This is a genomic window from Acinetobacter sp. YH12049 (assembly GCF_013419875.1).
GTDB lineage: Bacteria > Pseudomonadota > Gammaproteobacteria > Pseudomonadales > Moraxellaceae > Acinetobacter > Acinetobacter amyesii.
Genome location: NZ_VOZH01000023.1, coordinates 24,920 through 45,578, shown reverse-complemented (window position 1 = coordinate 45,578; position 20,659 = coordinate 24,920). Strand labels below are relative to the sequence as shown.

At 39.5% G+C, this 20,659-nt stretch carries 20 protein-coding genes, 1 other RNA gene and 2 pseudogenes; 9 read left to right on the top strand and 14 right to left on the bottom strand.

Annotated features, from left to right (window positions below; all coding sequences use genetic code 11):
- The first annotated feature begins 105 nt into the window (after nt 1-105).
- Together FTU05_RS11415 and FTU05_RS11410 are read left to right on the top strand one after the other, a co-directional pair.
- On the top strand, nt 106-651 hold the full coding sequence (locus FTU05_RS11415) for a hypothetical protein (protein WP_180165377.1): 546 nt from the start codon (nt 106-108) through the stop codon (nt 649-651).
- 96 nt (nt 652-747) lie between these two features.
- Nucleotides 748-1,914, top strand: a complete 1,167-nt coding sequence (locus FTU05_RS11410; RefSeq protein ID WP_180147398.1) for a cupin domain-containing protein — start codon at nt 748-750, stop codon at nt 1,912-1,914.
- 50 nt (nt 1,915-1,964) lie between these two features.
- Here FTU05_RS11410 and FTU05_RS11405 read toward each other — a convergent pair whose 3' ends face one another.
- The 6 genes and pseudogenes from FTU05_RS11405 to FTU05_RS11380 form a co-directional block, all read right to left on the bottom strand.
- Nucleotides 1,965-2,660, bottom strand: coding sequence for a hypothetical protein (locus FTU05_RS11405; RefSeq protein ID WP_180041092.1), 696 nt, complete (start codon nt 2,658-2,660; stop codon nt 1,965-1,967).
- A 23-nt stretch (nt 2,661-2,683) separates the two neighbouring features.
- The gene (locus FTU05_RS11400) at nt 2,684-4,576 is read right to left on the bottom strand and encodes an ATP-binding protein (RefSeq protein ID WP_180165375.1); all 1,893 of its coding nucleotides are present in this window, start codon (nt 4,574-4,576) and stop codon (nt 2,684-2,686) included.
- Entirely contained in the window at nt 4,576-5,259 is a 684-nt protein-coding gene (locus FTU05_RS11395; protein WP_078188703.1) for a response regulator transcription factor, read from the bottom strand. The genes FTU05_RS11400 and FTU05_RS11395 overlap by 1 nt, the downstream gene beginning before the upstream one ends.
- 226 nt (nt 5,260-5,485) lie before the next feature.
- Nucleotides 5,486-6,264, bottom strand: a pseudogene (locus FTU05_RS11390) (glutathione S-transferase N-terminal domain-containing protein).
- 143 nt (nt 6,265-6,407) lie between these two features.
- Nucleotides 6,408-6,920 (bottom strand): ribonuclease E activity regulator RraA, encoded by a 513-nt coding sequence (gene rraA / locus FTU05_RS11385; RefSeq protein ID WP_168377554.1) that lies wholly within the window; start codon nt 6,918-6,920, stop codon nt 6,408-6,410.
- A gap of 10 nt (nt 6,921-6,930) precedes the next feature.
- On the bottom strand, nt 6,931-7,506 hold the full coding sequence (locus FTU05_RS11380; protein ID WP_180165373.1) for a nucleoside-diphosphate sugar epimerase: 576 nt from the start codon (nt 7,504-7,506) through the stop codon (nt 6,931-6,933).
- A 215-nt stretch (nt 7,507-7,721) separates the two neighbouring features.
- Here FTU05_RS11380 and rpsT point away from each other — a divergent pair, with 215 nt between their 5' ends.
- Nucleotides 7,722-7,988, top strand: coding sequence for a 30S ribosomal protein S20 (rpsT, locus tag FTU05_RS11375; protein ID WP_078188707.1), 267 nt, complete (start codon nt 7,722-7,724; stop codon nt 7,986-7,988).
- Nucleotides 7,989-8,093: 105 nt separating this feature from the next.
- Here the strand turns inward: rpsT and FTU05_RS11370 are convergent, their stop codons facing one another.
- Nucleotides 8,094-10,688 (bottom strand): M66 family metalloprotease, encoded by a 2,595-nt coding sequence (locus tag FTU05_RS11370; protein ID WP_180165371.1) that lies wholly within the window; start codon nt 10,686-10,688, stop codon nt 8,094-8,096.
- A 443-nt stretch (nt 10,689-11,131) separates the two neighbouring features.
- On the opposite strand from FTU05_RS11370, the gene FTU05_RS11365 reads away from it, so the two are divergent.
- A complete protein-coding gene (locus FTU05_RS11365) occupies nt 11,132-11,575 on the top strand; it encodes a hypothetical protein (protein ID WP_180066534.1) in 444 nt (147 codons plus the stop codon).
- Between the two features lie 88 nt (nt 11,576-11,663).
- On the opposite strand, the gene FTU05_RS11360 is transcribed toward FTU05_RS11365, so the two are convergent.
- Nucleotides 11,664-12,407, bottom strand: a complete 744-nt coding sequence (locus tag FTU05_RS11360) for a histidine phosphatase family protein (RefSeq protein ID WP_078188709.1) — start codon at nt 12,405-12,407, stop codon at nt 11,664-11,666.
- Between the two features lie 69 nt (nt 12,408-12,476).
- Nucleotides 12,477-13,328 carry a 3'(2'),5'-bisphosphate nucleotidase CysQ gene (locus FTU05_RS11355; RefSeq protein ID WP_180021720.1) on the bottom strand — a complete coding sequence of 284 codons (852 nt, stop codon included), beginning with the start codon at nt 13,326-13,328 and terminating at the stop codon, nt 12,477-12,479.
- Nucleotides 13,329-13,341: 13 nt separating this feature from the next.
- On the opposite strand from FTU05_RS11355, the gene FTU05_RS11350 reads away from it, so the two are divergent.
- From FTU05_RS11350 to FTU05_RS11335, 4 genes are all read left to right on the top strand, one after another.
- Entirely contained in the window at nt 13,342-14,043 is a 702-nt protein-coding gene (locus FTU05_RS11350) for an HAD-IA family hydrolase (RefSeq protein ID WP_180165369.1), read from the top strand.
- Nucleotides 14,036-14,476, top strand: a complete 441-nt coding sequence (locus FTU05_RS11345) for an RNA-binding S4 domain-containing protein (protein ID WP_168377604.1) — start codon at nt 14,036-14,038, stop codon at nt 14,474-14,476. Before FTU05_RS11350 ends, FTU05_RS11345 begins: the two co-directional genes overlap by 8 nt.
- Before the next feature lie 145 nt (nt 14,477-14,621).
- On the top strand, nt 14,622-15,665 hold the full coding sequence (gene recA / locus FTU05_RS11340) for a recombinase RecA (RefSeq protein WP_180109129.1): 1,044 nt from the start codon (nt 14,622-14,624) through the stop codon (nt 15,663-15,665).
- Nucleotides 15,666-15,745: 80 nt separating this feature from the next.
- A complete protein-coding gene (locus FTU05_RS11335) occupies nt 15,746-16,390 on the top strand; it encodes a regulatory protein RecX (protein ID WP_180109130.1) in 645 nt (214 codons plus the stop codon).
- A 108-nt stretch (nt 16,391-16,498) separates the two neighbouring features.
- Here the strand turns inward: FTU05_RS11335 and ffs are convergent.
- Nucleotides 16,499-16,595, bottom strand: an RNA gene (gene ffs / locus FTU05_RS11330) — signal recognition particle sRNA small type.
- 291 nt (nt 16,596-16,886) lie between these two features.
- Here ffs and FTU05_RS11325 point away from each other — a divergent pair.
- Nucleotides 16,887-17,748, top strand: a pseudogene (locus FTU05_RS11325) (YbgF trimerization domain-containing protein).
- Nucleotides 17,749-17,808: 60 nt separating this feature from the next.
- Here FTU05_RS11325 and lpxA read toward each other — a convergent pair.
- From lpxA to FTU05_RS11305, 4 genes are read right to left on the bottom strand one after another with little or no spacing between them, the layout of a single operon-like run.
- On the bottom strand, nt 17,809-18,597 hold the full coding sequence (gene lpxA, locus FTU05_RS11320) for an acyl-ACP--UDP-N-acetylglucosamine O-acyltransferase (protein WP_180034788.1): 789 nt from the start codon (nt 18,595-18,597) through the stop codon (nt 17,809-17,811).
- Entirely contained in the window at nt 18,594-19,079 is a 486-nt protein-coding gene (gene fabZ, locus FTU05_RS11315; RefSeq protein ID WP_171263789.1) for a 3-hydroxyacyl-ACP dehydratase FabZ, read from the bottom strand. Before fabZ ends, lpxA begins: the two co-directional genes overlap by 4 nt.
- Nucleotides 19,080-19,084: 5 nt before the next feature.
- Nucleotides 19,085-20,155 carry a UDP-3-O-(3-hydroxymyristoyl)glucosamine N-acyltransferase gene (gene lpxD, locus FTU05_RS11310; RefSeq protein WP_180165368.1) on the bottom strand — a complete coding sequence of 357 codons (1,071 nt, stop codon included), beginning with the start codon at nt 20,153-20,155 and terminating at the stop codon, nt 19,085-19,087.
- A 3-nt stretch (nt 20,156-20,158) separates the two neighbouring features.
- Nucleotides 20,159-20,659, bottom strand: a complete 501-nt coding sequence (locus tag FTU05_RS11305) for an OmpH family outer membrane protein (RefSeq protein ID WP_180165366.1) — start codon at nt 20,657-20,659, stop codon at nt 20,159-20,161.

Here is a 20,659-nt window from a genome sequence, read left to right as displayed (position 1 = left end):
TTTAAAATTATTATCTGTTACAGCATAATAAACACATCATTAGCTCTTTATGGGCTAATGATTAAAAAGTCACTTACTTATTTATTACAACCAAGAACTGAAAACATGAAAACGTTTAATTTAATTTCATCTAGCCTCATTAGCATTAGCCTTCTATTTTGTTCGACAAACGGTCATACCAATACAGTGAATCAAACTGTGACCAACTCTCAGCAATACAATAAAAACTTAGTCAATGAATGGGTTCAATATAAATTTATCTATGCTGAATTAGAACAACAAGGCGCTGCAATGCAGGAGCAAATCATTCAACAGCTAGGGACTAAAACCAAAACCGGTGGTAGTAGCACGCCAGAACAACAAATCAATAAACTGGTTGCTCTAGGCAAACAAAAATTTGAAAGCATTCAACCACAAACAGTTGAAGTAAAAAAACTTCTAAAACTACAAACCGAAAATGTTGAAATGATGGCAAAAGTCATGCCGAATCATTTCAAATTAATGTCGGACAAAGAAAATACTAAAATTGACACCAATGCACATTTTGAGCAATTCATGAAATTTTCAGCGACAACGGCTGCTGCCAATAGCTATGATTTGGAGGTTGAAAAATTAGTCATGCAATATCTCAAAGACAATCCTTTAAGATAGTCTCAAGTTAATCGAAATAATTTAATGAAATAGAGCCTTGCTAAAAACAGGAATCTCAAGGGACAATATATCCATTGAAATTGTATGTATTTAGCTATGGCTCATTCTCTTAACATCCTCGGCGGCATCAGCGCTGAACAATTCCTTGCCGAATATTGGCAAAAAAAACCATTATTGGTTCGTAATGCACTCCCTGAAATTGCCCAAATACTTGAACCGAAAGACGTTCTTGAATTGGCTTTAGAAGATAACGTCACTGCACGTCTCATCAAACAAAAAGATCGTGATCCTAACCAATGGACAGTGAAATCTTCTCCACTACTTAAAGCCGATTTTCAAAAAATGCCGAAACTGTGGACTTTATTGGTTCAAGCTGTCGATCATTATTCTTTTGACCTAGCCGAGCTATGGAAGCAGTTTTCATTTATTCCGCAATGGCGTCGTGATGACATCATGGTGTCGTATGCACAAAAAGGTGGCTCTGTCGGACAACATTTTGATTTTTACGATGTATTCCTTGTTCAAGGCTATGGTCACCGTCGTTGGCAATTGGGTCAGATGTGTGATGCAGATACTTCATTTGTCGAAGGTCAACCGCTTCGCTTACTACCAGAAATGGATGTTCATTTTGATGAAGTGCTTGCTCCCGGCGACTTACTTTATGTGCCACCAGGCCTATCACACTATGGTGTAGCTGAAGATGAGTGTCTGACGTATTCATTTGGCTTCCGCATGCCAAATGTCACTGAAATGATGGATCGAGTGACAGACAAATTCACAGACAATCCCCTACTTAAAAATCCATTAACTGATATTTTACGTGATCAAATCAGTGCGATTGGCCAAGTGACTGAAAATGAACTTGAGTATTTAAAAGAAAAGTTATTTGAACAATTGCAAAATTCAACCGTACTTGAAGATGCAATCATGAGCTTAATGTCAGAACCTAAATATCCTGACAATATTCCTGAAGCCGAAGAAATCGGCACTGGTGATCTTGAAGAGGCCTTAGATCAAGGCTATCAACTCATGTTAGAACCGGCTTCACGCTTACTATATACAGAGCAAGACGGTGATATTTTGTTTTGGGCAAATGGCGAAGGAATCTGTATCTCAGACGAATTTGCAGTGCATTTAAAAACCATTGCCGATGGCCAAAGTCTAGCGCTAGACGAATCTTTATATGATGCTGATATCTTAGAAAATATTGCCATGCTATTAAATGAATCTGTGCTGATGCTCGTCCCAACGGAAGCTGAATAAACTCAATAAAAAGGGAGCGTCATGCTCCCTTTTTATACTGCTGAATAGCATTATTTTCGCTTTCTACGATTTAAAAAATCTTCGACTTGATCGGCTTTTTTCTCCACGATGACGCGATAAACCCATACAATCAATAACACCAATCCAATAAACCAAAGATAACGCATTACGCCGTATTGACTACCTTTGCCTTGCCAAATTTGTAATTCAATACTTTGAAACTCCACATTCCTTGACTCTAACAAACTCAGTTGACTGGTCATACTATTTGGATCATTGGCAGCATTGACTGAGAAAGGCGCACCGTCCATAACAAAGTTAAAATCTTGTCCTGCATCTAATGTTTCTAATCGTTCAATCTGATCAACACCTGCGTCCATTTGCATGAGATTGCTTGAGGTTTGTTGAATAGCGGCATTGTAGTTATCAATTTGAAATTTAACGGATACCTCACCACTGGTCATTGCCCTACCTTTGACCAACAAGACTGCACGATATGGGTTTTGATTGGATGTCGCCGTGTAATCCACTGCAAAATTTTTAGTGTTTAATGTATTTGTATCGCTTTGACTTTCACTGAGTAATTGTTGAATTTCTTCGGTACTTAACACCGCATGCTGGAACAAAATCTGCCCATACTCACCTGGTTTAGGCGCATGATCCTGCGAACCACAAGCTGCTATAAAAGTGACACAGCAGAACAATGCAATGCGCTTTAGATGACTTAATATCGAATTGATCATCATTTTTATTATTTCAACATATTATTTTATGCAGCTGATTTTAAATTAATTTCTGTTTGAATAATGGTACAGCCTTGCTGAGAATGAATTTTGAAATTTCCGCCTATCCGTTCTACACGCATTTTCATACTTCGCATCCCAATACTCATGCCATGATTTGAAACACTCTCAACATCGAAACCGACACCATCATCTTCAATGGTTAATAGCAATGCGCCATTTTCGAACTGTGACAGCGTGACATTGACATGATTTGCTTGGCTATGTTTCACAATATTGGTCAGGCTTTCTTCAATCACTCGTATTAAAGTCAGACACTGAATTGCCGTTGGTTTGATCGCCCACTGCGAAGGAATACACCATTTGGCATTCATTTCCACTTCATCCATCAACTGACTAAAGCGATGTCGAACAGGTGCGATCCAGAGCAAAGGTGAATTTGGCACTTTACTGTCTAAAGATGATCCACTATCAATAATTTGCCTTAAATCATCGCGCAATAATTTCAACATCGACAAGAACTGTCTATTTGGAATATTACTTTCACACTGATCAACCAAGATCATCGAGCGCACAATGGATGCGCCCAGACCATCATGCAGATCATGTGATAATTTAATCCGTTCCTGCAGGCGTACATTACTCAGTTCAAGCTGATGTTTATCATTCAAGCTACTACATAGTTCATCACTGACTTTCTGAACTTCAAATGCCAAATCATCATTATATTTTTCAATCTTCTGTATATTTCGATTAAGTCTCGCCCCCAAGATCACCACTATAAATAAGGTGATAATCGGTGAAGTAAAGGGTGATAAAGGTGTAAAATTTTCTTTTGGAAAGAGCACCAAGACTGTGATATCACCTATGACTATCACAATTATCGCAGTCAAACAGATTGCTAATAAAATATAGTCTCTTCTTCGTTCTTTGAAACTAATTTTACACAGATAGAGGTAAGTGATAAAAAAGAATGCACAATATAAAAAGAAAATAAGGCTCGAAATATCTGCATTTTGTTCGAATGGCCAGATACACACCACACCAATCAGTGCAGCAGTCAACATAGTAAATGACAGCTCAATGCGAGGAAATTTACGCCCAAGAAAGCGCAAAATATAGATGCTAAAACACTGAAAGTACAGCATTGCAAAAATCAGATTGGCTTTGGTGGAAAATATTGAATCTGGGTACGGAAAGGTTTCAGTGGTCAGTGCATTACTGAGAAATAAAATCCATAACACCGTTGAAAGCGCAAACCAGCCAAAACTAGTATCCCGACGTCGCATCAACCAAATAATGAAGCAAATTAGACCCAAGACCCCAGAAAGAAAAATATTTAATTGTAATATGGTTCGACGAGTCCAAGTGGCTTCTTCGGCCTGCTCTATTGTTGCCATGACATTGTTAAATTTCACCGGACCCAAGCCAGCATTTAGACTCGAGTAGCCATAAACATAGATCAAGGTTTCATTATGATCATGCTTGATTCCACTTATCGGTAAAATCCAATAGCGTGCAACATTCCAACTTTTAGAGACCGGTTCTTGAAGATTTTTATTGGTCCACAGCAAGTCGCCATTCAGAAAGACTGAACCCGTATTAATAATGTAATCAACATATAGTGCGATGGGTTCTGCCAAACGCGCATTATTTTTACAGTACCAAGACCAGTCTAATTTATACCAAGCACCACCTTGATAACCCTCCCAGTCTTTATCTTCTTTCCAACGGTCAGGTAATTGCGTGGTTTTCCATCCAGTTCTGGGTAATTCTTGATTGGATGGTGTCTTCACCCGTGAAATGCTATTCACAGTTACATTACATTGATCATTTACAGGGAAAACTTGCTCTGCATGACTCAAGCTCCCCCATACTAAACAGAGGATAAATAAGAAAAAATATCCTCCTTTACGCATTATAGAATACCCATAGATCTTGCTGTACTCACGGCTTTGGTTCGTTTCGTTACGGCTAATTTGCGATAAATATGTTTAATATGGCTTTCTACCGTATAGCGAGAAACAAAAAGCTGTTCAGCAATCTCACGGTTACTCAAACCTTGAGCAACCAAACATAAAATTTCTTTTTCACGACTGGTCAAGAGGTTCAGGTCTGCTTCATCGGCGACTGTTTGTTCTGGACTTGGCGCTTCGGCTTCGGATATTTGTTTAAGGATTTCTCGTGCAATAAATGGGTCAATCGGCGCCCCACCACGTAAAATACTCCGAATAGATAAAAGTACTTCAGCATCATCACGTTCTTTTAATACATAGCCCGTTGCACCTGCTTTAATTGCGGCAAATAAGCTTTCTTGTGTACTCCATGCAGAGACAACCAAGATCATGGTATTACTTTCGAGGGAACGTATTTTTTCAATAATTTCGATACCACTACCATCAGGCAAACCTAAGTCAACTAAGGCTAAGGATATCGGTTGGGTCTCTACGGCTTGAATAGATTCTTTAACATTTTTGGTGAAGATAAGCTCTTCACGCTTATAACCCAGCTCTGTCAAAATTTGACGTAAACGTAATTGAATAATTTCCTCATCTTCAACGACGAGCACCGGTACGGGTAGTATGACTTCTTGTGGTGACATGATTTACTTCCCCCGAAAAAATGAAATGTCTTTTACATTAATCAGTTTAATCCTTTTAGGATATCCCTATAATTAAGTAAATTTCTTATTTTTTAACAATTTATTCTAATTCAATTGATGCAGCTATGATGCATTTTTCTTCTAATTTTAAATCCATTTAACATTACAATATGTGTATAGCCATCAGTCTGACTATACACTGTACTTAGCTTAAACTTGAGTGAGATTAGCTCAAATATTGCTTCTTCAGATATTTTACAATTTTTTCAGATTCGAAAAGTTCAACACCAGTATTAGGATCTTTCAAATATGGCACTTGAATATTGTTCCCCATGATTTTTAACACTTGTTCACGCTTACCGCCTTTCAGGGGTACATATTTACCAGGTTTTAGGCGCATTACCGCTAATCCCTGATCTTGCCAACGCTCCTTAGCCACATTATGAAAGGTATATGCCAACTCCATTTCAGACAATGCACTACGTACGATGCGTGTATATGGACTCGCTTCAAAACCCCATAGTTCTAAGAGTTGACTTGGAGCATCACGATGAATGACTTTACGGTGCACCCACACGCCTTGAGCCCCATTAATTAAGGTTCCAACATAGGCAACATACGGAATTTTAGGATAATTGGCATATTTCCTAGGAGTCTGACCTGTTTTGCCATAATGTTTAAATAGATGATGAATTATTTGCTGAGATTCGTACAAACGATCCCCAGTATTGTCATCCACCAAGAAAGGGAATTGCTGTTTTCCACCTAATTTCTGTACCTCTAAAGGTACTTTTTAGCCCCTTTGGGACATGGGTAAACCTCATAATCCAAATTAAGTGTGGTCAAAACTTCACGCACACGACGGCAATACGGAGAACCTTCAAATTCGTACAGTTTAAGGGCTTTATCAGGTTGTTTGGGATAAGACGTCCCATTTGTACCTCGTCCGCCCTCTGCTACGCCTGAGAGCAACGCTTGCGCCACTTTTAATTGATGCAACAACATATATTCTTCCTTTCTTCTTTTATTTCGTATTTTTATACAACAGCCGAGAGTCCTCAGCTGAAGTTTGTATTTTTTCCAGATTTATATCGTCGTATATAAGTAAGCAATGCCAACTGATTCCATGACTAAAAACTCAAACCCACTTAAAGAACAACCAATTGCTCTTTTGAAACAACAATGCCGTTATTGTCAGCATAAATAAAATCACCAGACTGAATGTTTACACCACCAAAACTTAATGGAATATCTGTTTCACCCACGCCTTTGCGGTTACTTTTTTGTGGAATCGCAGCCAAAGCATGCACACCTAAATCAAGTTCGGCAATCGCATCAACATCACGCACGCAGCCGTAAATAATGACGCCATTCCAATGATTGTTAACTGCAGATTCAGCAATCATATCACCCATCAAGGCACAGCGCATCGACGCACCACCATCCACAACCAATACTTTACCCGTACCATCGGTTGCCAATAATTCTTTAACACGAGAGTTATCTTCAAAACATTTGACCGTCATCACCTGACCGCCAAAACTTTTTCGTGCACCATAACTTTGAAAGAATTTACCATCCAACGACGGGATCACCACTTGTAATTCTTTATCTGGATGATCATCAAGTAAATCACAGGTGACGAATGGAACTGTAGACACGGTATTTCCCTCATTTAATTGTTAGTATGCGTAAATTATCATAAATCTCGAACTTTTCAGTCTGAGTTTGTGCTGCATCGACCATAGTATGAGCCACTTGCTGTGCTGTCACTGGCTTAAATTTGAAACGGTCTGGTACAAAATGCGAAAAGCGCATATAAAGTTTCTGTGTCGCATCTTCTAAACGTCGAGATTCATGACGCTCGCCAAGTAACAGCGAAGGCTTTAATATCGAAAGTTGATTTAACTTTAAGGTTTTTAAATAATATTCTAATAATTCAGCAAAATGCGCATTGATGCTAAAATCGATCTGATAAAAATGATCTTTAGACCCTGCTTTTTTAATGGTCGAGCCTAAACAACTAAAGGCATGACTATAATCTCTCACATCATCCTGAGTCAGAGAAAGAAAGTCACTGATCACCATTTGTTGAACTTTTGCCAGTCCATTCAGTTCATGGTCACGCTGACGTACCACAGCCGTAATATTCTTACATCTTGCATTTTGACTGAGCTGACGAACCAGCTCCCGCCCGACCAATCCTGTTGCTCCGATGACAATCGCATTCTCTATACTTTTAGTCATTTTTCATACAATCTCAATCACTTTAGACTAATCTAACGTTTTCTTTAAAATTTTTCTGCATCTAAAATGTTGTCAAAGCATGTCAAGACTTGACTTAAGCGCTTAGTTTAATCACAATATGGCACTTGTTTACGGGCTGGTGATAGTTCTTCTGATGTTGGTTTTCAGATGTAATTTCAGCCCGCCCAGACCAATCTATTTCAAGGAGTGCACGAGTGGCAAACTCTGCTCAAGCAAAAAAACGTGCTCGTCAAAACGTTAAAGCACGTCAACACAACGCAAGCTTACGTTCTATGGTTCGTACTTATCTTAAACGCACAGTAGCTGCTATTGCTGCTGGTGATTATGCTGTCGCTACAGAAGCTTACAAAAAAGCTGTTCCTGTTATCGATCGTATGGCTGATAAAGGCATCATCCATAAAAACAAAGCTGCTCGTCATAAGAGCCGTTTAAATGCACAAGTTAAAGCTTTAGCTAACTAATTTGTTGCGATAAAAAAAGCCCTTTTTAGGGCTTTTTTTGTACCTATAGGTTTTTAAAAGCAAAAAAATAAGGTCCTCGATGGACCTTATTTTTTTAATTATAGGCTATTTATTAATCAGTTTCATATTCGTCGCTGATAAATATGTCCATAATAAGTTTTGGCTTGCTGTCAAATTTGTCCAACGTTGATTGCCACCATTGGTACAGCTATATCGAATTAAATCCGCACGGTTATTTTGCAAACGTCCCGTATTTAAATCCATACATTGACCACTTTGACGAATCGTTGTAGTCGCAGGGTCCATGGTCCAAATTTGATTGGTTTGGTTTAACACGCAACGTTCTAGCGTCACTTTAGCTGAACCACCGTTGCCTGTTACGCATTGATCTGGATTTGACTTACTGTGTATACGACCAATGGCATCATATACCCACTGTTCAGTATCATCCGCAGTACATCCGCTTGGACCACTGATGTACAAATTTAATGCTCCATCAGTTAAGGTTTCAGATTTCAAACAGTTGTTTCCATTTTTGATCAATGTCGCCTGCTCGAACAGACCTTCTTGAGTGACTGAAAGCTTTTTCATAAATGCTTCGAGTGCGCTTTGCGCCTCAGGTATTTGATTGGTTAGGTCTTGTGCATACACATTCATCCAACGATTTAGTCGGTATGCTGTGTTTTGTTGCGACTCATAACGGGTTAATTGCTGACGCGCCACACTATTCATCAATGACATGTCATTTTTATATGACTCATACAGCATTTTTTCAGTTGGATTAAGAGCAACAACAGCATTTGCAGCTTGCGCTTCCAAAGCACTTTCTAATTGAGGAAGTTCGATAGCACGCAAAGCACTATAACCATGCTGACGTCCAATTTTGACGGCCGGCTTGATCGCTGTGCTGTAAACTGGAATATCAATATTTGCTAATAACTTGGCTTCTTCACCTGCTTTTTTACAATACAAATCAACTTTCTGTGGTTGATCTGCCAAAGCTAAATTGACATGCAGTTTATTGGCATTACTACCTAGTCGTACAGGTGCTAAAGCAATATTGTTGACTTTATTCGTGTATTGCACATTCAACCAACATGCAGCTTGGTCTAAGGCCGTATTGGCCGCCGTTAAATCATAAACATTACCCCAGTTTGAACGTGCAGCAGGATACAACAAACCGACTTGATTGACAGGATCATAGCCCCCTAAAATGGTAATTACGGGCTGACCAAAGACCCGTGGTCGTGGATAATTTTGATCTGCGTTATACCAAACCGGAGCCGTAGAATTTGGCATCTTCGGTTGAGCGACTTCCATTTCACGAGTGGTTTTATTCCACTTTTTGTAGCCGGTAGGTGATGTTTCATCCCAGACATAACGGTCAAAGTGCGGTTGAATTTTCAGGAATGTGCTGTAACCCGTATAGTGTGTGTAGCGTGATACATTACTATCAGGATACCCGCCGGACATGGCATCTTTTCCGTACGGGAACAAATTTTTAAAATTTGGGATACCATTCGCTCCATCCCACTTCCATGTCGCCGTCCATGATAGATTTCCGCGCATCATATTGCGATTGGCAATATAACCCCATCCACTGTCCGCATGATGTGCAGCCCAAAATAGATTGTCACCTACCTGACCAGGGTAATGTCCTAAACCATAGTGATGACCAATTTCATGGCTAAATTCATTCCCTACAGAATCATAAAGCGTGAGCATGCCATTACCACCACTCAGTCCATGAGTATGCACACCATTGGCATAGTTCCCCTTCGTATGATGGACAACTACTGTTTGGGTTAATTGTGGCTGACTTTGGTTGGCCATAGATGCACTGGTAATACCCCAGTTAGCAAGGTTTATACCAACACTAAAGGTTGATTTACCGACATCCTCACGCATGTCTCCTGCATAAACACCACCATCTCCGGCACTTTTACTGTCATAAATAACACCTGAAGATACCATTGCACGTGTTAACTGCATATCATCATATTGTGCAACCGTCATTTCTGCTGCAGGAATGGTTTGGAAATAATCTGTGCCCGCTTTTTCAGGCTCTAGTAGCATATAGTGGCCGGTAGAATTTGGCTTATCTGCCAACATACCAACACGGATATTATTTAAAACCAATTCACCTGGTGCAGCAAAATCGATTTTATCCTCAGCCAATTCACCGCTGACTTTATTTGCGTCAATAAATTTTAATCTTAGACCGGGTTTAACTTCATCCCAATTGAGCTTCGTGGCCCACGCGCGTTTACTGTACCAAACATCTGGACGACCTCTTTGCCCACTCTGGTCTGAAACAGGCATTTGCGTCGGATCATCCAATGTCGCGGTACGAATTAAGCGGTTGTTTTGATAGATTTCTACTTTGAGTTGCTTGATGTTTTGCATATCAAGTGTTGGCGTCACGATAAGCAGCGCTTCTTTTTCACTGGTTAACCGTGGCATTTTCTTGGCTTCGTTCGCATTCGGATCGACGACATGACTTTGACCAAATTGAACTTGCGCTGAAAAGTTGCCGACTAAATCATTTCGTATTTCACGAACAGCATCATTTGCATCGTAGTCATAAAAGCCAATACTGGTATCATCGACTATGTCTTGGGTCGGTTCTGGATAATTTGCAGTTGATGCAGAACCACTTGAACTATCACCACCGCCTCCACCACCACAAGCAACTAACATGAATGACACAATACAAATTGATAATTTGTCATATGAAAAATCTATCACACTTTTCACTACTATTCCCCAATTAGCCACAAAAGAATCCAATAAAGAGACTTACATAAAATATATAAATCAATAATTTACAACAAATTTAATGCTATTTTCTTTTTTTTAATCATTCAATTGCCGTGTTTTGTCACTTATTAACAATTCAAATAAAATCTAAATATTTTGTATTGGTAGAGTCATTATTAATGTGACAGGTACTTCACTTTTCAACTAAAATTAAGATGTAGACCTGTTAATACAATCGTATATTCCCGACAAAAATTGTCAGGATATTTTTAGAAACTTTGTAAATAAAATTTTAAGAAATGGTTTAATCCCATATATTTTTTATGGTATTTTAATTTTCATCCTAGGCAGCCATTGCTGTACAAATGAAAAGAGGGATAAAAATGTCGATTAACCAATTTTTGCCATCATTAGAAAAATTTGCAGAAGCAGAAAATCAATATATTGAATATTTTACATCGAAAGGTGAAAAAGACATTTTAGGTAAAGTCATTTCAAATATGAAATCGACCGCTGAGATTCAAGCCTCTCAAGGCGTAGACTCATGGTTAGCATATGGCGTGTACTTACCAGCTGTAGAACGTATTTTTGCACTGCATCAAGGGGAAACAGAAGCTGAATTTTTTGAACGCACACAATATCCAGTTGAAATCGTACAAGCGTATAGCATTAAAGATCATGACATTGCCACATTGATTGCCGCAGACAAATACAGTCGAATCCACCAACAACATCTCCCTGTCAATACTAGCCGCTGGCCTTATAGTGACGACGGTTCAAGTATTGATTTAAATCAGTATCCTGCACGAATTAAAGCCAATATTTAATCTTTTATTTAATGAAATATTGAAGCAGATAAAAAAGGCATCCCGTACATGGATGCCTTTTTTAAATATTTTGTATGCGCAAAAATACTTAGAGTTGCTGCTCAGCCTGCTGAAATTCACGAATATTTAATTCATTTAGTTCTCCACGCCAAATCCATTTCAGTTTTGACTCAAGGAATACATCTCCTTCAAACCAAACAAATAAACCTTCCATCATTTTAGGCCAATCTTCGCGTGTCACGATATTTTTACCTGAAATAATGGCAAGAATTGCAGCCAAAATCGTATCATGACTCACCGCTAGACTCAGACCATAATCATTGGTTGGATGAGTGTTGTAAATCAACTCCAAAACATCTACCACCCCATGAATGGGCTGTTTCATACCCGGCAAAGCATTATTCACAAAACTATTGATAAAGCCTAAAGCACCTTGCTTTTGAAAGTATGGTCCTGCTTTTTTAATATCGAGCACAAAACTTCCCGGCTCGACCAATAATCCTTGTTCAATGATCTCGATATGGTGGGTATTCGGTTCAATCGTGACATTATCTGCACCTTGAATCATCAATGCCGCCGTATCCACACAGCGCTGAATTGGACTCGAAATACAGTGCTGAATAACACGATCGGTATTTTCAACCAAATAGCTGCCCCACGCTTCGGCTAAATCACGTCCTTGATGGGTCAGTTGCAAGTCATAACCGGCCAAGCCTTGTCCTTGTACAACTTCACGAATGGAATGACGTGTAAACAATGTTACAGGCGTCTTTTCATCCGGCAATAAGTCTATTGCTTTCAGCATACTAGGAGGGAGCAAATCTAGGGCCATAATTGACAGTTCTTAAATGCAGGAGATTTAACGGAGTGTGCTGACACTATAGCATGAACCCGATTTAGCTCAAGTTTTGTCAGGCATGTTTGCCAAAGCATTTAAGGCCAATTCTTTCATTTCGGCATTTTTAAATGCAATAAATCCACCATTTAATAAAGTCGTGCGTTGGTTATATAGAAATGCGCGACCTTTAAAATCAACCAAACCACCACCAATACGCTCGATTAAACATTGTCCAGCGCTGGTATCCCATTCACAAGTCGGATGAAAACGCGGATAAATATCCACTCGATCTTCTAACATCATACAAAACTTATATGCACTACCAGCATGGTAGGCCTGAAAAGGAGTGAGTTTTTCTAAAGCGTCTAGATAGTCCGTATAAATCGGCTTATTTTTGGCACTTTGACTCAAGCCAACGTGTACGACACTCTCTGCAGAGGTTTGAACATATTCATACCATGCAGTGGACTGGCTATCATATTTCAGCGGCAGTCCCGCAAAGGGGCAAATATATACGCTATATTCCCCCGGGATCGCCAATATGGCAAAAGTGGTATTGGCCCCATCTACCAAACTCAGATTAATGGTAAATTCAGGTCTTTTATGTAAAAACTCTTTGGTACCATCCAAGGGATCAAGCAGCCAAAATTTTTGCCATTGCATACGTTCAGACTTGTCACCTTCTTCTGACAATACAGGCAAGTTAGAAACTTTGGATAATGCTTGAGTAATATAGCTATTTGCACGATAGTCAGCTTGCGTTACAGGTGAATCATCACTTTTACGTTCCACATCAAAATCCGCACCTGAGCAATAACGCTGATATTCTTCTCGCAAAATTTCGCAAGCTTGTGTCACAATGGGAACCAACTGCAAAATCAGTGGGTCTTGCGGTGCTGTTGTTGTTTTAAACATAGAATACCTTTATATGCCAAATTACTCAGAAAAGCCGACGATCATTTTCGATATGGACGGTACTTTACTCGATCTTGCCTATGATGATTTCATTTGGAATGAGCTGCTGCCAATTCGCTATGCTGAACAGCATCAGTGCTCACTCGAACAAAGCAAGCAAACGCTATTTAGTTTTTATCAACAGCATAATCATACCCTAAAATGGTACTCCTCTCGCTTTTGGACGTCACAAGTTGGCGTTGATGTTCTGGAAATGCAAATAGAACAAAAAGCCAAAGTGGCTAAACGTGAAGGTTGCATTGAGCTGCTTATCTATCTAAAAGAAAATGGCTATCCTATTTGGCTTGCGACCAATGCCGACTATGCTGGCTTACAATTCAAACTTGAAGAAACCGGTCTTCGTGATTTTTTCGATGTTATCGTCAGTTCAGAAACGCTCGGTCATGCCAAAGAGTTTATTGAGTTTTGGCAAATATTAGCAAGCAAACATTCCTTCGATGCAAAAAACTGTTATTTCATTGATGACACAGAAAAAGTACTTAATGGCGCAAAACTTTTTGGGATCGAACAGCTCTATTCGATTCAGCAGCCTTCATCTGCCAAAGCGCCTCGCGAGACTTGCAATTACCCAATGCTGTCCGCATTAACAGATTTAATCCCTATTTTAGAAGCTCAAATGATTGAGCAAGCCGAGGAACAGAAAAAATATGCGTAAATCAAATCTAGCCGAAGATGCGGTTGGTATGCGTATAGACAAATGGTTGTGGGCTGCACGTTTTTTTAAAACCCGCTCTATTGCCAAAAATGCGATTGAAGGCGGTAAAGTTCATCATAATGGTGAACGCGTTAAAGTCTCTCGTGAAGTTCGTGTAGGCATGGAATTAACCATTGCACAAGGCCTTGAGAAAAAAACCGTGGTGGTGAAAGCACTGTCGGATGTTCGTGGGCCTGCCCCAACCGCTCAGCTACTTTATGATGAAACTGAAGTCAGTATTGCAAAACGGGAATTGCTCGCATCACAAAGAAAGTTGCATAATCTAGCTCGGCCAGATCATCGACCAAGTAAAAAAGATCGTCGAGATATTGGTAAATTTAAAAGAGAAAATGATCAACAGTTTGACCAGCAATGGTCTTATAATGATGATTAAGTTAAAGCGTCACAACATGTCGCACCTGTTGTGATTTTCATAGAACAAAAGGATGATTTCTGTCACTATACCCTCGTGGAACAGATTTAAACTGAATACATCCACTTGAGTATATTGTTTCGTGACATCGTATTGAGGTTGTAAGATGGATGATAATAAAAGCAAGGCGTTAAATGCGGCCTTAAGCCAGATTGAAAAGCAGTTTGGTAAAAACACCGTTATGCGTCTTGGTGATAATACTGTACAGGCGGTTGAAGCTGTCTCTACAGGTTCTTTAACACTAGATATCGCACTAGGTATTGGTGGTTTGCCTAAAGGCCGTATCGTAGAAATCTACGGTCCTGAATCTTCTGGTAAAACAACCATGACATTACAAGCCATTGCCCAATGTCAAAAAACAGGCGGTACTTGTGCATTCATCGATGCTGAACATGCATTAGACCCTCAATACGCACGTAAACTTGGCGTAGATATTGATAACTTACTTGTTTCACAGCCAGACAATGGTGAACAAGCGCTTGAAATTGCAGACATGCTGGTACGTTCAGGTGCCATTGACCTGATCGTTGTCGACTCCGTAGCTGCACTTACCCCTCGCGCCGAAATTGAAGGCGAAATGGGTGACTCACATATGGGCTTACAAGCTCGTCTGATGAGCCAAGCACTCCGTAAAATTACCGGTAATGCAAAACGTTCTAACTGTATGGTGATCTTCATTAACCAAATCCGTATGAAGATTGGTGTAATGTTTGGTAGCCCAGAAACCACAACGGGCGGTAATGCACTTAAATTCTATGCATCTGTACGTTTAGATATCCGCCGTATTGGTCAAGTGAAAGAAGGCGACGAGATCATTGGTTCAGAAACCAAAGTGAAAGTTGTGAAAAACAAAATGGCTCCTCCATTCCGTGAAGCGATTTTCCAAATTCTTTATGGTAAAGGCGTGAACCATTTAGGTGAACTTGTTGACCTCGCTGTACAACAAGAAATTGTTCAAAAAGCAGGTGCTTGGTATTCATACCAAGGTGACAAGATTGGTCAAGGTAAAAACAATACCATTCGCCACTTAGAAGAACACCCTGAACTTGCACAAACCATTGAAAAACTGATTCGTGAACAACTTCTGACTACAGGTACAGCACCTGCAGAAGACAAAGACGAAGAAGAACCAGACTTTTTAGATGCTTAATTACAGCATGCTTTAATAGCAGACGAAACGCCCTACGGGGCGTTTTGTTTTGCACTCAAATTTTGTATTAAAATATCCCCATGACTAAAGACCATTTTCCACTCTTGCTCGACTATGAAGCACTGAAACAACAGTTTGCAGAAGCTGAAGAAACTACCTGCGCAATTCATGCTGCACAAACTGACATTTCACATGACAATACTTCGGTGACCGATCACTCTGCGTTGCATTTTGATGCCAATGGTAAAGATGTTCATGCTGAAAAAAAACCAGGACTGCGCGGCTCTCGTCTACGCTCCTACGCCTTTGCAGTACTCACACGTAAAGAATACTCAAAAGCGGATTTAATCGAAAAATTAGCACTGTATGCGGATAGCCGCGAAGAAGTCATAGACTTAGTGGAAGAACTTGCGCGTGAGAACTATCAAAGCGATCAGCGTGTAGCAGAGATGCTGCTGTCGAGTCAAAAACGTAAAGGTAAAGGTCCCAACCGTATAAAGCTCGCGTTAAAAAATAAAAAAGTAGACAGTGAATTAATTCAGGATGAATTAAAAGAAACAGATTGGGTCGCTGAAGCCTACCAGCTCAAGATCAAAAAATTTGGCAAAGCTGTTGAACGTGATCCAAAACAAAAAGCCAAACAAATACGTTTTTTACAATATCGGGGATTCGATCTCGATACGATTTTTAAAGTGATTGCACGTAAAGAATTTGATGCCGAATAACAAAGATATAGATCTAAATGAAGAATTAATAAAAATAAAATAAAGAAGAATCTAGGATTAAAAAAAATGAGAGGAAGTTTAATTTATTATGATTGAAACTGGTGGCAACCCTACCAGCAAGACTTCGGCACATCATATTTCTACTACCGTTGCTACCTTCCGGTCCTGGCGGGGTTTGTAGAGTACAATTGCGAAGTAACCGGCAGGGCTACCATTGCAAGAACAGAGTATAGAGATTTTTGATAAACATGCAAGCCTAAAACCAAGAATTCCTGAGTAGAAAACACTGTTTGATTATTTATAAATCAATATGATGGTCGATGATGTAGAAAACGTGAAACATCATCACTATATTTTTACTTTAATACACAACAAGATTGTAAAAGCTTATTGCAATTCAGAACTTTGGCGTTTTTAATGTGCTTATCGTTTTATCTAAAGCAGTCTGTAATAAAACTATTCAATACGGACATGCTTGCAACTACATGGAATTTTTATGATGTTTAAACAGCATGTATTGTGTGCCCTTACATTGACTTGCTCAGGTACGCTATTTGCCAATATTCCAATTGAATCTCGCGGTTTGAGTGGCGCAGATAATGGCACTGTGTATACAGCAAATAATACAGCCATTCAAACAGGTGCTGGCTCTACCCCTACGCCAACCAATTTGAATTGGCAGCTCATGCAGAAGAACCAACAGCTCGAAAATGAATTGCGTAGCTTACGCGGTAAAATGGAAGAGCAAGACAATATTATCGAACAATTAAAAAGTGAACTTACAAACCGCTATGCAGATTTAGATCAACGTTTAGAGCTACTCCAACAAAAAGTAGATCCGAGTGAAGACACAGAGGCTGCGGAGGATAACCAACAAGGTACTGCACCCAGTAGCAGCTAATATAGCCCCTACACCAGCTAAACAACCTACGACCCAAGCAACATTAAGCTCATCTGCAAAACAACCTGTAAATGCAGGTGGTGACTCACTTGAGCTTGAGAAAGCAGCTTATACCGTTGCTTTAGATGCATATAAACAAGGTGGTGCGAAAAAAGCCATCGCACCGATGAAAAATTTTATTAAAAATAATCCTAACAGTGTTTATATTAGCAATGCATATTTTTGGCTAGCTGAGTTCAACCTTGCTGTTGAACCGACCAACTACGTGGAAGCGAAAAAGAACTATAGTATCGTGGTAGATCAATACCCTGAATCGACCCGCGCGCCTAGAGCGTTATATCAACTGTATAGCATTGCAAAAGATGTCGATCGAAATAGCAATTTAGCAACGCAGCTCAAAACCAAGCTCACCCAAAAGTATCCAAAATCTGAAGAAGCAGGCTTTGTTAAAAAATAGAACTATTTTTTAATGCAAAAAAAAGACACCTTATAAGGTGTCTTTTTTTATTCGCAGCATTTAGCGCACAATACCGCGCTTAGACTGCTCAAGTGAGTCAATCAACAATTGCGCTTCTGCCACTTCAGGCAAAATTTCAATGCGAATACGCTCAATCGCTTCATTCGTCGTTAAACCATCTTTATAGATCAATTTAAAAGATTCACGTAAACCTTGAATCACATTTTTAGACCAACCTTTACGACGCATACCTTCAATATTCATGGCAAAAGCATGGGCTGGATTACCAGATACCATGACATAAGCAGGTACATCTTTCAAAATAAGCGATGCACCACCAATCATACTGTATGAATCGATTTTACAGAATTGGTGAATACCAGAGTTACCACCTACGATGACGTAATCACCAATGTGGACATGACCTGCAACGCCGACGTTATTAGCAAAAATATTATGATCACCTACCACACAGTCATGTGCAATATGTGTATTTACCATCAATAAATTATGACTACCAACTTTAGTTAGGCCCTGATCTTGAACAGTACCACGGTGTAAACTACAGTGTTCACGAATCGAGTTGTGATCACCAATTTCTAACCAGGTTTCTTCACCAGCATATTTCAAGTCTTGGCAGACTTCACCAACACTGGCAAATTGAAAAATTTCGTTATGTTGACCAATACGGGTATAACCACCCACCACAACATGTGAATGCAGTTTAGTGCCCGCTCCAATTGTGACTTTAGGACCAATAATACAATATGGTCCAATTTGCACATCCGGAGCAATTACTGCTGATGAGTCAATAATGGCGGTAGGATGAATTAATTCGTTATTGCTCATGCTGTCTCTGTTTTCTGATGCGAAACCATAATTTCCGCGGTTGCTGCGACTACGCCATCTACAGTGGCAACACAATTATATTTGTAAATGCCACGCTTTTGCATCACTAATTCCGATTTTAATACAAGTTGATCGCCTGCAACGACTTGTTTTTTAAATCGAACCTTCTCTGCACCAGCAAATAAGAACAGCGAACCCGCTGAAGGTTTCTCATTATTCATAATGAAACCTAAAATACCCGATACTTGCGCCAATGCTTCAACAATCAGCACACCCGGCATAATTGGGTATTCAGGGAAATGGCCTTGTAAAAATTCTTCATTAATCGTTACATTTTTATAGCCTACAATCCCGTTGTCAGTCACTTCAACAACACGATCAACCAATAAAAACGGATAACGATGTGGCAAATATTCACGAATAGTCTGAATAGTCATTGGTAATTCAGGTTTTGTGAAAGCTGGGGTATTCGACTCTGTCATCATAATTATTTACGCAATTTAAATGTTGATTCAAGGGACTCAATTTGAGACTGCATATGATCAAGTCGTTTGACCAATTGGGTCAATGGCACATCTGCTAATTGTTTAAAGCGGATTGCTGCCTTTTTCCAAGAACCACTTTCAAGCATTGGCGTACCTGAAGAATAACTTCCAGCAACGGAAATACTTTTTGTGACCATTGACATACCGGTAATTGTCACATTATCTGCAATATTAATGTGACCTACGATACCAACAGCCCCTGCTAGCACACAATTTTTGCCAATAGTTGTACTACCTGCAATGCCACATTTCGCTGCCATTGCCGTATTTGCACCTACTTTGACGTTATGCGCGATTTGCACAAGGTTATCAATAATGACACCATCTTCCAAAATTGTGTCATCTAAAGCACCACGGTCAATACTACAATTTGAACCAATACGCACATCATTCCCGATACGTACAGAACCTAATTGAGCAATACGATGCCATTTCCCTTGATAAGGCGCAAAACCAAATCCTTCACCACCGATCACCGTATTTGCATGGATACGTACACGATCACCTAACTTGGCTTCACCAGTAATCGTCACATGCGAATCGATAAAACAATCTTTACCAATTTCTACACCGTGATCAATTTTGACTTGTGATTCAATGCGCGTTCCTTCACCCACCACACTATTCGCACCAATCACCACATAATGCCCAATATAAGCAGTATCAGAAATGATTGCGGAAGGATGAATTTGAGCAGTACTTTCAATTCCTATTTCTACAGATTTTTTTTCAAAAACATGCGTTAGAATAGCGAAAGCCAGATACGGATTGGGTACAACAATGAAGTTTTGCTGCGAAGGGATTTGTGACTGCATGTCTGCAGTCACAATCAGCGCACCAGCCTGAGACTGTTGAGCTTCATTCAGATATTTATCTGCGTTTAAAAATGCAAGCTGATGCGGTTGAGCACTCTCTAAACTTGCCATTCCGCTGAATTGCAAGTCTAGCTGGCCAATACATTGACCTTGAACAAGTTGAGCAAGCTTTTCTAAACTGAATTTTTGAGAATTCATTGATTATTTAATTGCATTAACCTTTTGAATCATTTTATCAGTTAAATCAAACTTAGGGTCATACGCAAGTGCTGAATTTTTATTCAAAACAACATCTAACTTATTTTCTGTGCGCAATTGTTCTGCAACTTGTTTAATTCGAGTATCCATCGTGCGATTTAACACCTGAATATTCCCTTGAACTGAAGTTTGAACTTTTTGCTGCAAATCAGTCAACTCTTTGAGTTTAGCTTGATACTGTTGACCCATTTGCTGTTTTTGCGCAGCCGTCAATTTATCACCGCCTTGCTGAGCTTTTTGCTGCATTGTTTCCAACTCTTTAGCCAGTGATTCAATTCTAGTGGTTTGTGGTTTCAACTGCTGTTGAATTTGAGCATTTTGTTGTTTTAGATAAGTACTTTGATCCACCACCTTTTCTAAATCAACCACACCGTAACCTGCTGCATTTACCACAGCAGAACACGACATACCCAATACCGCCAAACTAGCAAATAATTTATTCAT

Excerpts from the sequence above, each read along its gene's own strand:
- FTU05_RS11415 (WP_180165377.1), top strand. The coding sequence starts at position 106 with ATGAAAACGTTTAATTTAATTTCATCTAGCCTCATTAGCATTAGCCTT.
- FTU05_RS11410 (WP_180147398.1), top strand. The coding sequence starts at position 748 with ATGGCTCATTCTCTTAACATCCTCGGCGGCATCAGCGCTGAACAATTC.
- FTU05_RS11405 (WP_180041092.1), bottom strand. The coding sequence starts at position 2,660 with ATGATGATCAATTCGATATTAAGTCATCTAAAGCGCATTGCATTGTTC.
- FTU05_RS11400 (WP_180165375.1), bottom strand. The coding sequence starts at position 4,576 with ATGCGTAAAGGAGGATATTTTTTCTTATTTATCCTCTGTTTAGTATGG.
- FTU05_RS11395 (WP_078188703.1), bottom strand. The coding sequence starts at position 5,259 with ATGTCACCACAAGAAGTCATACTACCCGTACCGGTGCTCGTCGTTGAA.
- FTU05_RS11380 (WP_180165373.1), bottom strand. The coding sequence starts at position 7,506 with ATGACTAAAAGTATAGAGAATGCGATTGTCATCGGAGCAACAGGATTG.
- FTU05_RS11370 (WP_180165371.1), bottom strand. The coding sequence starts at position 10,688 with ATGTTAGTTGCTTGTGGTGGTGGAGGCGGTGGTGATAGTTCAAGTGGT.
- FTU05_RS11365 (WP_180066534.1), top strand. The coding sequence starts at position 11,132 with ATGTCGATTAACCAATTTTTGCCATCATTAGAAAAATTTGCAGAAGCA.
- FTU05_RS11360 (WP_078188709.1), bottom strand. The coding sequence starts at position 12,407 with ATGGCCCTAGATTTGCTCCCTCCTAGTATGCTGAAAGCAATAGACTTA.
- FTU05_RS11355 (WP_180021720.1), bottom strand. The coding sequence starts at position 13,328 with ATGTTTAAAACAACAACAGCACCGCAAGACCCACTGATTTTGCAGTTG.
- FTU05_RS11350 (WP_180165369.1), top strand. The coding sequence starts at position 13,342 with ATGCCAAATTACTCAGAAAAGCCGACGATCATTTTCGATATGGACGGT.
- FTU05_RS11345 (WP_168377604.1), top strand. The coding sequence starts at position 14,036 with ATGCGTAAATCAAATCTAGCCGAAGATGCGGTTGGTATGCGTATAGAC.
- recA (WP_180109129.1), top strand. The coding sequence starts at position 14,622 with ATGGATGATAATAAAAGCAAGGCGTTAAATGCGGCCTTAAGCCAGATT.
- FTU05_RS11335 (WP_180109130.1), top strand. The coding sequence starts at position 15,746 with ATGACTAAAGACCATTTTCCACTCTTGCTCGACTATGAAGCACTGAAA.
- lpxA (WP_180034788.1), bottom strand. The coding sequence starts at position 18,597 with ATGAGCAATAACGAATTAATTCATCCTACCGCCATTATTGACTCATCA.
- fabZ (WP_171263789.1), bottom strand. The coding sequence starts at position 19,079 with ATGACAGAGTCGAATACCCCAGCTTTCACAAAACCTGAATTACCAATG.
- lpxD (WP_180165368.1), bottom strand. The coding sequence starts at position 20,155 with ATGAATTCTCAAAAATTCAGTTTAGAAAAGCTTGCTCAACTTGTTCAA.
- FTU05_RS11305 (WP_180165366.1), bottom strand. The coding sequence starts at position 20,659 with ATGAATAAATTATTTGCTAGTTTGGCGGTATTGGGTATGTCGTGTTCT.